This window comes from Paenibacillus sp. GCM10027629 (assembly GCF_042676425.1).
Taxonomy (GTDB): domain Bacteria; phylum Bacillota; class Bacilli; order Paenibacillales; family Paenibacillaceae; genus Paenibacillus_K; species Paenibacillus_K terrigena.
Genome location: NZ_JBHTGZ010000017.1, coordinates 32,575 through 45,160, shown reverse-complemented (window position 1 = coordinate 45,160; position 12,586 = coordinate 32,575). Strand labels below are relative to the sequence as shown.

The 12,586-nt window shown below is 48.5% G+C and carries 10 protein-coding genes; 4 read left to right on the top strand and 6 right to left on the bottom strand.

The window, feature by feature from the left end; genetic code table 11:
• Positions 1-146: 146 nt before the first annotated feature.
• The 5 genes from ACFQZR_RS25870 to ACFQZR_RS25850 all read right to left on the bottom strand — a co-directional run bounded on the left by ACFQZR_RS25870 (position 147) and on the right by ACFQZR_RS25850 (position 7,928).
• Entirely contained in the window at positions 147-3,284 is a 3,138-nt protein-coding gene (locus ACFQZR_RS25870; RefSeq protein ID WP_379351239.1) for a copper amine oxidase N-terminal domain-containing protein, read from the bottom strand.
• A 447-nt stretch (positions 3,285-3,731) separates the two neighbouring features.
• Positions 3,732-3,872, bottom strand: a complete 141-nt coding sequence (locus ACFQZR_RS25865) for a hypothetical protein (protein ID WP_379351238.1) — start codon at positions 3,870-3,872, stop codon at positions 3,732-3,734.
• A gap of 33 nt (positions 3,873-3,905) precedes the next feature.
• Positions 3,906-4,874: a quinone oxidoreductase family protein gene (locus tag ACFQZR_RS25860; protein ID WP_379351237.1), complete on the bottom strand. Its 969-nt coding sequence runs from the start codon at positions 4,872-4,874 to the stop codon at positions 3,906-3,908.
• 19 nt (positions 4,875-4,893) lie between these two features.
• Positions 4,894-6,159 (bottom strand): GTPase HflX, encoded by a 1,266-nt coding sequence (hflX, locus tag ACFQZR_RS25855; protein ID WP_379351236.1) that lies wholly within the window; start codon positions 6,157-6,159, stop codon positions 4,894-4,896.
• A gap of 551 nt (positions 6,160-6,710) precedes the next feature.
• Positions 6,711-7,928, bottom strand: coding sequence for an MDR family MFS transporter (locus tag ACFQZR_RS25850; protein ID WP_379351235.1), 1,218 nt, complete (start codon positions 7,926-7,928; stop codon positions 6,711-6,713).
• A 185-nt stretch (positions 7,929-8,113) separates the two neighbouring features.
• Between ACFQZR_RS25850 and ACFQZR_RS25845 the strand changes: the two genes are divergently transcribed.
• The 4 genes from ACFQZR_RS25845 to ACFQZR_RS25830 all read left to right on the top strand — a co-directional run bounded on the left by ACFQZR_RS25845 (position 8,114) and on the right by ACFQZR_RS25830 (position 11,182).
• Positions 8,114-8,437, top strand: coding sequence for a hypothetical protein (locus ACFQZR_RS25845; protein WP_379351234.1), 324 nt, complete (start codon positions 8,114-8,116; stop codon positions 8,435-8,437).
• Between the two features lie 304 nt (positions 8,438-8,741).
• Positions 8,742-9,485 carry an ABC transporter ATP-binding protein gene (locus tag ACFQZR_RS25840; RefSeq protein WP_379351233.1) on the top strand — a complete coding sequence of 248 codons (744 nt, stop codon included), beginning with the start codon at positions 8,742-8,744 and terminating at the stop codon, positions 9,483-9,485.
• On the top strand, positions 9,482-10,501 hold the full coding sequence (locus tag ACFQZR_RS25835) for an ABC transporter permease (protein WP_379351232.1): 1,020 nt from the start codon (positions 9,482-9,484) through the stop codon (positions 10,499-10,501). Before ACFQZR_RS25840 ends, ACFQZR_RS25835 begins: the two co-directional genes overlap by 4 nt.
• Before the next feature lie 21 nt (positions 10,502-10,522).
• Positions 10,523-11,182, top strand: coding sequence for a TetR/AcrR family transcriptional regulator (locus ACFQZR_RS25830; RefSeq protein ID WP_379351231.1), 660 nt, complete (start codon positions 10,523-10,525; stop codon positions 11,180-11,182).
• Positions 11,183-11,249: 67 nt separating this feature from the next.
• On the opposite strand, the gene ACFQZR_RS25825 is transcribed toward ACFQZR_RS25830, so the two are convergent.
• A complete protein-coding gene (locus ACFQZR_RS25825; RefSeq protein ID WP_379351230.1) occupies positions 11,250-12,455 on the bottom strand; it encodes a KamA family radical SAM protein in 1,206 nt (401 codons plus the stop codon).
• Between the last annotated feature and the right edge of the window lie 131 nt (positions 12,456-12,586).

Below are 12,586 nucleotides of genomic sequence, written 5' to 3'. Positions count from 1 at the left end.
CGTACCACTTCCATTACAATCAAGATTATAACGTGAATTTTCTTATATTCCAATCCCTTTAATAGGAATAAATTGTGAGATTCGTAGAAAATCATAACAAACACAAAAAGAGCCGATGATTCGGCTCTTTTCGCTATAGATAAGACTTATTTCGTAGCAGCTGCAGGAGGTTCTACTGGTTGCGTTATTGGTGGTGTTACAGGATTATTGAATAAATTATTAAATGTGAACCCGTTCGATGAAGTGGATAGGCTGTTGAGCGATGCACCACTTCCATTCGCTACAGACAACACATAAGCTTGGTACTCGACGTTATAATCAAGTTTTTTGCCGTAGGCATCGGTATCCGCCATCGTGAAAATTGCCATATTCCCGCCTGTCTCCACTTTTTTATAATTGCTAGAAACGACCCCGATGGCTTCCGCTAAGTTCCAATTGCTGATTTTCGATCTAGGAACTAACATCACTGCGTAAGACGAAATATTACTTTCATTTGCTGCACGATCAAAAGTGACTTTAACCGTCTGACCGTCCGCTTCTACGTTACTCTTTACATTACCTGCAGCCGGAACCGATTGATCGATCAGCGTGAACTCGCTGGAAGGCATGGAGAGTACATTACTCGCGCCAGATCTGCTATCCGCTACCGTAAGAACATATACGCGGTAAGTAGCCCCTTTGATCAACTGCTTGCCATATACATCTCGGACTTGATCGGAAATCGATTGTTTAATGATGGTTGAGTTCTGTTTCGCAACTCCTGTATAATTCGTTGCGTTCACACCATTGGCTACCGATAGATTGAAGCTGTTCACCTGATCTTTCGGAACGAACATAATGCGATACTCCGCCACGTTTGTCTCATTAGACGATTTCGTGAACGTAACCTCAATATCGCTGCCGCCGCTTTGATTGTTCACGACATTGCCTGTCACTTTCGATGCGCCGTCAATCGTTACGTTCGTTGCAAGCGTAATGCCCGTTGTATTTGAAAGTGAAGACAACGCGTAGCTGCCAGTGTAGTTGCCTCGGCCCACAGCTAGAACAAAGATCTGGTAGCTAACGCCATTACGGATGGCTGCACCATCCACATCTCTTGAATTACTATCAAGTGTCAAGCTAAGATTGCTGCCCGTTTTGCTTACGTACTTGTAGTTCGAACTCGAAATGGAGCTTGCACGAGACAACGTAAAGTTCGACGCATTGCCGGACTTCACGACCATGACACGGTAATGGTCGATATTGGATTCATCGTTCGAACGATTGAACGCAACTTGTAAGTCGCGGCCATCATTGTAATCCGCCACATCCGTACCTACGACATACGTCGGTGCGCTAATGTTGTAATTATCTGCTAATCGAATCGTCGAAGATGCATTGGATAATACATTGTCCCCGCTATTGTTGCTGTTGCTTACCGACAAGACGAAGACTTGATAATTCACGCCGTTGCGGATCGCCGCGCCATCCACGTCGCGCGCATTGGCGGCCAAGTTCATGCTGATGTTGCGGCCCGTCTTACTGACATATGTGTAATTGGAGCTAGAAACTCGGTTCGCGTCGGATACGCTGAATCGGCTCGCATCCGAAGATTTGACGACCATGATCCGGTAGTGGTTGATATACGATTCATCCGCAGCACGCGTGAATGATACGAGCATGTCGCGACCGTCATTATTGTCGCTGACATCGCTCACACTAACATTCGTCGCGCCTGCGCCCACGTTATTCGATAATCGAATCGTCGATGACGAGGAAGATAGCGCATTGTTATAGGCGTTCTTATCGCTTGCAATCGCCATCACGTAGACGCGATAGTCTTCACCATTTCCAATAGAGGAGCCATTAACCTCTCTTGCATTCGATGGCAGTGTCGTTACGATATTGTAGCCCGTCTTCGCAACGTCATAGTATCTACCGGAAGCGACGGCATTGGCATCGGATTGCGAGAAGTTCAATCCATCTCTTACACGCACTACAAAAATGCGATAATGGCTGATTTTCGATTCATTCGATGATTTGTTGAAGCTCACTTGCAAGTCGCGTCCGTCATTATAGTTGTTCACATCTGCAACGCTAGTAATGACAGGTGCACCAACAGTACTGCCTAACGTGATCGAAGTTGATGCGGCAGACAATCGGTTCGTATTCTTCGAATTGTTGCCCTCCGCAAGCACGAACACGGTATAAGCCACACCGTCTTTAATATATTCGCCAGACGTATCACGCGCTGAGGAACTCAGTGTCGTCGTTACATTCTTCCCTGATTTGTTGACAAGGGTCGAGTTCTGCGAGGACATAGCATTCGCTGCCGTAAGGTCGAATTTGTACGCGTCTTTCGTCTTCACAACAAGGATGCGATAGTTCGCAATGTTCGTCTCGTTGTCAGGCTTCGTGAAGCTAACGTATAGATCGCGTCCATCACCATAGTCGCTCACGTCGCTTGCTTTCACGTTCGTCACGGCCGATACCGGCGTGCTTGCCGTTACCGTAATCTTCTGAGAGCCGCTGGAGAGCGCGAATTGATTGCTCTTGCTAGCTGTTAGAACATAAGCAACGTACGATTGGTTCGCACGAATCAAATCGCCGTCCACATCCCTTGTTTGCGATGTTAGCGAGATATATTGATCCCCGCCAATACCGAGTACCGTCGTATAGTTTCTCGAAGATACGGACTGTGCTGTCGATGTCGTGAAATATCCTGATTTTTCAGCCTTCACGAGCATTACGCGATAATGATCGACGTTCGATTCTTTTGGTGCCTTGGAGAAGATCACCTCGATATCGCGTCCGTCACCGTTCTGCCCGGTAATACGTGCATTGACATTCGGTACAGACGTTACGCCGCCTGAAGATGTCTTGATGTATACTGCTTTGGACGAAGGGTTCCAATCCACTTCTTCCCCCATCGCTTCACTGACGAACCGAACAGGGATCATTGTACGGTTCTTGATGCTCTGTGCGGGAACATCCAGCGCTACCGACTCCCCATTGACCGTCGCCGTTTTGGATCCTAACTTCAGAACGACTGTTGTGTCATCCCGTTTTGCCGTAACCACTTTGGTCCGCTCATTCCAATCGACACTTGCATTCAAACCTTCAAAGATCGCCCGTAGCGGCAGCAGCGTTCTTCCCCCGATCGAGACTGGCGGCTGATCTGTATACAACTGATTCCCATCGATATAAATGCTAATTGAATTCGTAGGTGCCGCTTTGACGTTTGCCTGTGGCGTGAACGTAACAACTAGCGCACCAGCTAGTATTGCAGACAATAACTTTCTCACATTTTCATCCTCCCAATCACATTTCAAAACGACATGTCGAAACATGGTCTAAGAAGTTTGACGCAGTACACCCTGCAAAAGTTCCAAGAATTATATGAAAATTGTTTGTCATTTTTATAAAGATTGCAAAAAGATGGGAACCAAAACATGGTATTCTGCCTGTCGCTCACTCATCCAACAGCTATCATGGATTCTCGCAGTAACTTGTACACTAAATACCATAGTTAGTAAGCTATCGTGGATATTTGCAGCAACTTCGCATTGATTCCGACTATAAGTGACGATTCTAGCCCTCTATCCTGCAGGATTCCACTATAGCTCGCCAAAAGGCGGAAACTCAGCTGCTACAGTGGATGAAATCCAACATAGCCGAGCCACGAACTGTGCCCCAATCTAAACTAGAGTCGCTAATCACAGGTTAGTACCTCCTCGAGCACATCGAACCCGCTACTGAATCTCAAATTCCACCATCATCGCCGCATGGTCCGAAGGATAACGTACCACATGCGTGTTGATCGTACGTGCCTCTTGCGGCTGCAGCTTCCTCGTATAGCCGAAAAAAAAGCACGGGCCAAGAGAGTTACCCACTCCCAGCCCGTGCCCGCTGCACGTTCAACACGTCTACGGTATCAATAATATTTTCCCCGTACTCATGCGACTCTCTAATAATCGATGCGCTTCCGCGCCTTCGGATAATGCAAATCGCTTCGGCGCTTCAAGATGCAGTCGACCGCTACGAATTTCTTCGAATAGTGCGTTCGCACGCCTAATACGATCTGCGCGCGACGTCACATGATTCCATAAGTCTCCGCCTGTTAAGGTCTTCGAAGTATCCATCAGCATCCGAGGATCAACGGGTGCCGGATCTCCTCCAGCCATCCCATAGAAGACGATATTCCCTTTTATCTGTACTGCTGCGAAGCTATCCATTAAAGTGGAACCGACGGAGTCGTAAGCTACGCGAACGCCCTTCTCCCCTTGCGACCAACGGATAGCACCATTCACCCAATCAATGTCATACAGGAGCACCTCATCTGCCCCTGCTCGAAGCGCGACCTCTCGTTTGGCAGCCGAGGAGGTGAGCCCCAGTATGCGTGCCCCTTTGCTAACGCCCAGTTGGATGAGGAGCTGCCCCACACCGCCTGCTGCGGCATGGACGAGCATGTCATCACCAGGTTGTACCGCATAGCTGTCGTTCACGAGGTAATGTGCTGTCATCCCTTGCAACAGTACCGATGCCGCTTGCTCGAAGGAAATGTCCGAAGGCAGCGGAATGACTTTGTCGACAGGAACTTGAACCAGCTCCGCATTGGCATAAGGCACATCAGCGAACGCGATACGGTCACCGGGCTGAATCCCGTGAACATCGTCAGCGACGCGTTCCACGATCCCTGCCCCCTCATAGCCGAGAATATAAGGCGGCTGCCCCGCCAAATGGTAATTGCCGCGTCTACGATAGACGTCTGCGAAATTCAGACCGACAGCTCGCATCCGCACGACAATCGTACCTGGATCCAGAGCAGGATCTGGAATCTCCATATCGTGAAGGACCTCCGGTCCGCCAAATTGCTCAAATACCAATGCTCTCATTCTGGCTTTCCTCCCGTCGTTATCGAATAATGAAGTCTTGGTAACGCTCGTAATCCACCGAACGACATTCTAGGACTAACTTCGTCCCCTCGTTCTCATAGCTGGTCTCCTGAATATTCGCATGCTCATTGAAGTAGGACACCAGATTTCCTTTATCATAAGGAATCATCATTTCGCACTTGATGTAGTCTTTGAAAATATGCTGACGAATCACCTGTACCAGCTCATCAATCCCGATCCGCGGCTTGGCAGCAAGGTATATACGATCTTCTTGAACGCTTGGAATCGGGAAGTCAATCAGATCGGATTTGTTATACGCATAAATGGTTGTAATGTCTTGCACGCCGATGTCCTTGAGCGTATTGTTCGTGATCTCGATATGCTGCTCATGATTCGGGTTCGAATTATCCACGACATGAATGAGCAGATCTGCCTCGGCCACTTCCTCCAAGGTCGATCGGAACGCCTTGACGAGATGATGCGGTAGCTTGCTGACGAACCCGACAGTATCCGTAAGCAGGAACGACTTATTATCCGGCAGCGGAATGTTCCGAATCGACGTCTCCAACGTTGCGAACAGCATATCCTTCTCAAAGACCTGTTTCGCGGCGGTTGGATTAAACCTCTCCACGAGCGCATTCATAATCGTCGATTTCCCTGCATTCGTATACCCTACGAGTGAGACGACCGGCACATCGTTCTTCTTCCGCTGCTTGCGCTGCGTCTGGCGATGTGCGACGAGTGCCTCCAATTCTTTATTAAGTACATTAATCTTCTCTTCGATCCGACGGCGATCCAGCTCGAGCTTAGTTTCCCCGGCACCTTTATTCTTCGTACCGACACCGCCGCCGCCCTGCCGACCAAGTGATTCACGCAGACCAACTAATCGCGGCAGCATATATTGCAATTGTGCAACTTCAACCTGAAGTTGCGCTTCCTTCGTTTTGGCCCGCTGGGCGAAAATATCCAGAATGAGAATCGTACGGTCAATGACCTTGCACTGCAGGTCCGCTTCCAGATTCCGAATTTGCGATGGCGATAGTTCATCATTGAAAATCACCATATTGGCCTCATGCGCTTCCATGTGCGCGATAACTTCTTGGATTTTACCTGTACCAATGTAATGGGAAGACGTAACCCTCTGCAAATTCTGAGTGACTAAGCCTACAACCTCGACATCACAAGCCTCGGCCAGGTTCCCGAGCTCTTCCATGGAATATTCAAAATCTGTTTGTTGATTCAAATTGACTCCGACCAAAATTGCTCTTTGAATGAGTTGTTCCATATATTTATTCCTCCATTATTCACACAAAATAAAAAACACAGACTCATCGCCTGTGTTCATCGCTAACGGGTGGAGTTCAGCAAAGAAACCGGGCAGAATCCCGGGATATGCACAAAAAAAAGCACATCCCTGGTTCACGACCAGCACATTTGCTCCTCGGGTAAGGATTATTGATTTGTCCATTGTTGTTACAATTGATTCCCTGTTACAAGGCAGACCAATCCCGTTCGCTCTGCACACACGCAGAGTCTTTGAGCACTATTCAGTTAGCGGCACAAAGCATTGAAACGTAATCTGACTGCGTAAATATTGTTCACAGGAAACCCTCCGTTCATTATTCGTTAATTTCGATTGTAGCATACACCTCTGACAGACACAAATAAATTCTGAAGCCCTTGTCCCGTAAGCCTTTCGATAGCAGCGTAGCAGAACTTTATATTCCTAGTAATTATAGGAGGGCTATCTGGAGACTAGTAAATTCGTATTAAGACACAACAAGGGCTGCCGCAAGTCATTTTCTAGAATGGCTTGCGGCAGCCCTTTACGATGTTTCAGCTTCTCTCAAACTTTCGCATTCCGAAGCGATAGAAGGATGTGCTCATGACCGTAATCACCGCCATGACCGTAAACAAGGTTGCACCGCCGAAATACATGAGCAGCATCCCGCCCACCCATGGTCCAAGGAAAAATCCAAGACTATTAAACGATTGTGCCCCATAATAAGCCCCTCGCATCTCATCCGGTGCCAATTCGTCCACGAGTAGGTTCGAAGACGGGAAATTCAATACTTCGCCTAGCGTAAATACGGCCATGGACAGCAAGAACGTTACGGCATTCCATGAGAAAGCGAACCCGATATCGCCGAGCGCGAAGAGAATATTGCCCGCCGTGATAGCAACAAGAGGAGAGCGTTTCTCCGCCCACTTCGCCAGCGGAAGCTGGAAGGCGACAACAACAATCGCATTCACGCTCATGAGCAGCGCGAACAGCGTCACCCCATTCGCAACACTATTATTCACGTACTGTGATAACGTAACGGTCATCTGGGAATACCCAATTGCGCCAATAATTCCGCCGATCAAGTAGTATCTCAGCGTAACGTCTTTCCTAATAACATGCCATGTTGCCGCAATCGTGACCTTCGGTTTCTTGTCTCCTTCAATCTGCTTAATACCAAAAGCCATAAGTAACCCGTATAATACAACCGCATAGATGAAATAAATAAATCCTGTAATCAGAAAAGGTGTTGTTCCGCTGCGCATACCGAAATAGGCTCCCAGCAGAGGCCCCACCGCAACACCAATATTAATAGCTAAATAGCGAAGCGAGAACATCTGGAACCGTCGTTCCTTCGGTGTCAAATCGGCCATCAACGCCTGAGAGACCGGTTCATAGAACGATCGGCATAATCCGTTCACCATATTTAACAACATAATAATAACCGGTGCCTTGAAGATGGAGAAACCGACGAACGCGAAGACCCAGCCAAACAATGCGGCCATCATAATAACCCGTCTTCCGAATCGATCGGATAATGCGCCGCCAATAAAACCGCCGAACATGCCGGCTAAGGACCCCGCGCCGATGACGAGTCCGATCATGACAGCACTCATGGACGTTGTTTTCGATAAATAAATCGCCAGGAACGGCATACTCATGGATGAAGCTGCTCTCGCTAAGACCGTTCCGACAAGCAATGAATTGACGATGGGATGCTGCGAACGAAGCGTGTTATAACTGTTGGTCAATAATTGAATGAATCGTTTCACATGATCCCTCCTTGTAACGATAAGATTCTATTAAACTGTGGTAATCTATTATTTCCACAAATTGTTATCATAATTTATCAGAATTGGGATAGGGGTTCAAGTGCTTTTCGAAAAATCCAGAGATATTTTTGCTGCCTTCAAGTAACATGGTGGAAGATAGAGCCTAATGGAAAGAAGCGATAACAATGGCATTTGGCATAAAAAGAAAAGAATTGGAGCAATGGAAAGATGCTGTCTCGCGTGGTGAGATAGCGTATATCACCCATTATTGGGTGGAGCCGCGCTTCCCTGGAATCACGACGATCACGAAGGTCGGCTGTGCGGATATGGATCGATTGCGGGCATGGTGTATAACGCACAAACTACCACCAGAGCGAATTCATCAACGGGATGCCTTCCCGCATTTCGATCTAATTGGACCACGGCAATACGAGATCCTGAAGCAGGAGCAGCTATGGGATCAAATCGAGCGCTTCAAGCTGCAAGAATGGTACGAACAGAATCAATAGCTAACGAATCGTAGTGTGCTTATTTACAAAAAAGTGAGCTGTTTTTCGAACTAACGAATCACAGCAGCGTTATTGGGCCTAAATTGGGTAGTTTGAGGTGCTTTTTCTAGAAATAACGATGCTGGAGTTCGTTAGATGAGATAAGGCCTCATTTCTCGAGGAATAAGAACCGTACGATTCGTTAGCGATGTCATGCGAATAGGTAATCCGATAGAACAATTAAAATGAGTGATTACTCACTTCTCAAGATGAAGGAAGTAACATATAATAGGGGTGTATTGAAAATGAGTGATCACTCACTTTTATGAGGAGCGTGAATTCCTTGTCCAACATCTTAGAAATTCGCGATATATCCCGTTCTTTTCACGGGCGAACCGTCCTGCAATCGATCCATCTTCAGGTCGAGCGCGGCGAGCTTTTCGGCTTACTCGGGCCATCCGGCTCCGGGAAGACAACCTTAATCAAGTTAATGACCGGCATGGACCGTTCCGACAGCGGGGAAATTCATATCCTTGGCGAGAAAGTCCCAAAGCTCTCCCTCTTGAAGCGTATCGGTTACATGGCGCAATCGGATGCACTGTATAATGAGCTAACTGCTCGTCAGAATCTGCAATTTTTCGCATCCCTCTATGGACTGAGTGGGGCTAGACGGAACGAACGGATCGATGCGGTACTGCGTGTCGTCGATTTGCTCGATCATAAAGATAAGACCGTTGCAGCGTACTCCGGCGGCATGAAGCGACGGCTATCACTCGCGATCTCTCTCCTGCATGAACCAGAATTGCTTATTCTGGACGAACCGACAGTCGGTATTGACCCCGTGCTTCGGCAATCGATTTGGCAAGAGCTGCTCGCCTTGCGCGATCAGGGAACGACGATTATCCTCACCACACATGTCATGGATGAGGCAGACAAATGCGATCGCATTGGCCTCATTCGTGATGGTCACTTAACCGCTGTCGATTCCCCTGCAGCACTCAAAGAACGAAGCGGTACAACGACGCTCGAAGATGCGTTCATTGTCCTTGGGGGAGGTGTCCTCGCATGAGAACACGTGCATTAGCCTTACGAATCATTCGCCAGTTCCTTCGCGACAAGCGGACACTCGCGCTTATTTTCCTAGCACCGCTGCTTATCTTAACGCTGCTGAACTTCATCTTCAACGGTCAACCGATTACACCGAATATCGGTACTGTCCAGCTTCCCGCCCCGGTCATCGAGCGGTTAAATAGCACAGATGCGAATGTTACAACCTATACCAATCAAGCGGAAGCGAAGCAAGCCCTAGAAGCTAGAGATCTCGATGCGATCCTATCGCTTACAGACGGCAAGCCTGACTTGATACTCGAAGGCAGCGACCCCTCGATGAATCAAGCGATTCTCCTTCGGCTTCAGAAGGTGATGCAAGCGAATACGCCGACGATTCAACCGAACATTACCTATTTGCATGGAAAAGAAGGCATGTCCTCCTTCGACTACTTCGGACCTGTTCTGATCGGATTCTTCTCCTTCTTCTTCGTATTCATGATCGCCGGCGTCTCCTTCCTGCGCGAACGCACGACAGGAACGCTTGAACGGCTGCTTGCTACACCGATCCGGCGCTCCGAAGTCGTCGGCGGATATCTATTAGGGTTCGGCATCTTCACCTTGCTGCAAGCCACGCTTATCACGTGGTTCGCCATTGAAGTGCTCGGCATGTATATGGTCGGCAATTTTGGGCTCGTGCTCCTAATCAACCTGCTGCTCACCTTGACGGCACTGACACTCGGCACGCTGCTCTCCTCTTTTGCCAGCAGCGAGTTCCAGATCATTCAGTTCATTCCGCTCGTCATCGTCCCGCAAGTGTTCTTCTCCGGACTCTTCAATCTGGATGCAATGGCGCCTTGGCTGCAGAAGCTGAGTTACATCATGCCGCTCTATTACGGGGCTGATGCCATGCGAGGGATTATGATTCGCGGGGAAAGTATTGGCGACATTCAGCTCGATATCTATATCCTGCTTGGATTCTCGATCGTCTTCGCACTACTCAATATCGCAGCGCTGAAGAAGCAGCGCGCGATCTAATCTAGCAAGGAGTTGACCTATATGACCAAATCGCTGGAGCCATGGATGGAGGAGCTCTTGCAAGGCGATCCTACCGCTCCACGAACCGCCAAGCAAGTGCGAATCTTCGAAGCAGCGATTGAAATATTCGCGGAGAAAGGCTATGCGGCATCTTCAACGAGCGAGATCGCCCAGCGGGCTGGCGTCGCGGAGGGAACGATATTCCGCCACTTTAAGACCAAGAAGGACCTGCTGCTCTCGATCGTCACACCGGCCATGGTGAAGCTGCTTGCCCCCTTTCTTCTGAGAGAGTTCAAAGATGTCCTCTCCAGAGATTACGATAGCTTCGATCAGCTCCTTCGGGCACTGATCGACAATCGCATTACTTTCCTGCAGCAGAATCGCAGCTTGTTCAAAATTGTGGTGCAGGAATTGCCCTTCCACCCCGATCTCCAGAAGCAGCTGCAGCAGCTCGTCTTCAACGAGATGAAGGGACGATTCGAGAGAATTATTCATAAGCTGCAAGGCGAAGGAAAGCTGATTGATCTCCCCTCCCTCACCATTATGCGGCTTAGCGCCTTCTCTATCTTGGGCTATGTACTGTTCCGTTCCATCTTGGAGCCCCAAGAAGGATCAGATTGGGATGACGCACTGGAACGTGAAGCCACGATCCAATTTATTATGAAAGGGTTGGCACCTTAACAAAAGACGGGCTGCTTCCCAGCATCACTCTGAGAAGCCACCCGTCTTTTATTTTACCGTTATGATGTTATTGATTCACAGCCTTCATCGCTGGCTGCGACGCCGCCGAACGGCTTGCCTTCTGCGGGAATTGCGGCAGCTCATTCACCGAGACAATCGCATCTGTCTTCTTCTTCGGCTTCTTCCAATATGCTTCATTCCCCGGCAGATCATCGAACCATGACGCATCCTTCGGACAAGGCAGCATCATAAATTTACCGTAATGGTCATCTCTCGATTGATGATACTTCAAGTAAGCTTTTCCTTTCTCAATCGCGAGAATTTCGATTTTACCGGATGTATGACTCATCGATAGTCGGATTCTTTTGCCGAGGCCGGATGTCTTCGCTTTGGCTTCTTCAACGAGGCGATACACCTGTTCGAGCGGCAGGACAAAATCCCGATTTCCCGCAACAGGGCGGTTAACGAAGAAGTAATATGGCGTGACCCCCGCCCAAGACAACTTATCGAGCAATTCCGCTAAGACATCAGCGTTATCATTAATGCCCCGAAGGATCGGGGTCTGATTCACGACGATCGCTCCAGCTTGATGTAACGCCTCAAACCCTCGTCTTGCTTCAGGCGTTATTTCACGCGGATGATTGATATGGGCCATCACATAGATCCGGCGATCACTATTCGAGAATGTCCGAATGGTATCGAGCAGCTCCTCATCCTCATAGATGCGCATCGGGTTGAACACGGGAATTTTGGAGCCGAGCCGAATAATCTTCACATGTTCAATGTCTCGCAATTGCTCAATAATCATTTTCAATTTGGGTGTTGCCAGAATCAAGCTATCTCCGCCTGTCAGGAGCACATTGTTAATCTCCGGATGCTGCCGAATATATTCGATGCCCGGACTCACATCCGACATCGCTTCTTTTACATCATTACGGAACAGACGTTTACGGAAGCAGTACCTGCAGTACGCACCACATACCTCGGATACGATGAGCAGAGCCGTCGTCTTATACTTATGCTGACAACCCGGAACCACGTAATTCGTGTCCTCATCGGACGCATCCCATCTACCGTATTCGGATAATTCTCCCTCATTCGGGATTACCAATTTCTTAATCGGGTCATTCGGGTCGTTCCAGTCAATCAGCTTCAAGTAATAATCATTCACGCGAAATACGAACTTCTCCGTTATTTGCTTCAACTTCGCCCGTTCTTGCTCCGGGATCTCCACAATTTTATCGATATTCGTGATATATTTCGGCTGTGCCATATTGTTGTTCCTCCTTGAAAGTCAGATTTATGGTAACGCTGTGTCCCTCCTCTCGTTCTTCAACATAAAAAATGACCCGCAGTCCGCAAGCGTAAGCATGTGCTTCGTCCTTGCAGGCAACCGGGTCACTC

Coding starts and splice junctions, on each gene's coding strand:
- ACFQZR_RS25830 (WP_379351231.1), top strand. CDS start 10,523: ATGACCAAATCGCTGGAGCCATGGATGGAGGAGCTCTTGCAAGGCGAT.
- ACFQZR_RS25825 (WP_379351230.1), bottom strand. CDS start 12,455: ATGGCACAGCCGAAATATATCACGAATATCGATAAAATTGTGGAGATC.
- ACFQZR_RS25840 (WP_379351233.1), top strand. CDS start 8,742: ATGAGGAGCGTGAATTCCTTGTCCAACATCTTAGAAATTCGCGATATA.
- ACFQZR_RS25860 (WP_379351237.1), bottom strand. CDS start 4,874: ATGAGAGCATTGGTATTTGAGCAATTTGGCGGACCGGAGGTCCTTCAC.
- ACFQZR_RS25835 (WP_379351232.1), top strand. CDS start 9,482: ATGAGAACACGTGCATTAGCCTTACGAATCATTCGCCAGTTCCTTCGC.
- ACFQZR_RS25845 (WP_379351234.1), top strand. CDS start 8,114: ATGGCATTTGGCATAAAAAGAAAAGAATTGGAGCAATGGAAAGATGCT.
- hflX (WP_379351236.1), bottom strand. CDS start 6,159: ATGGAACAACTCATTCAAAGAGCAATTTTGGTCGGAGTCAATTTGAAT.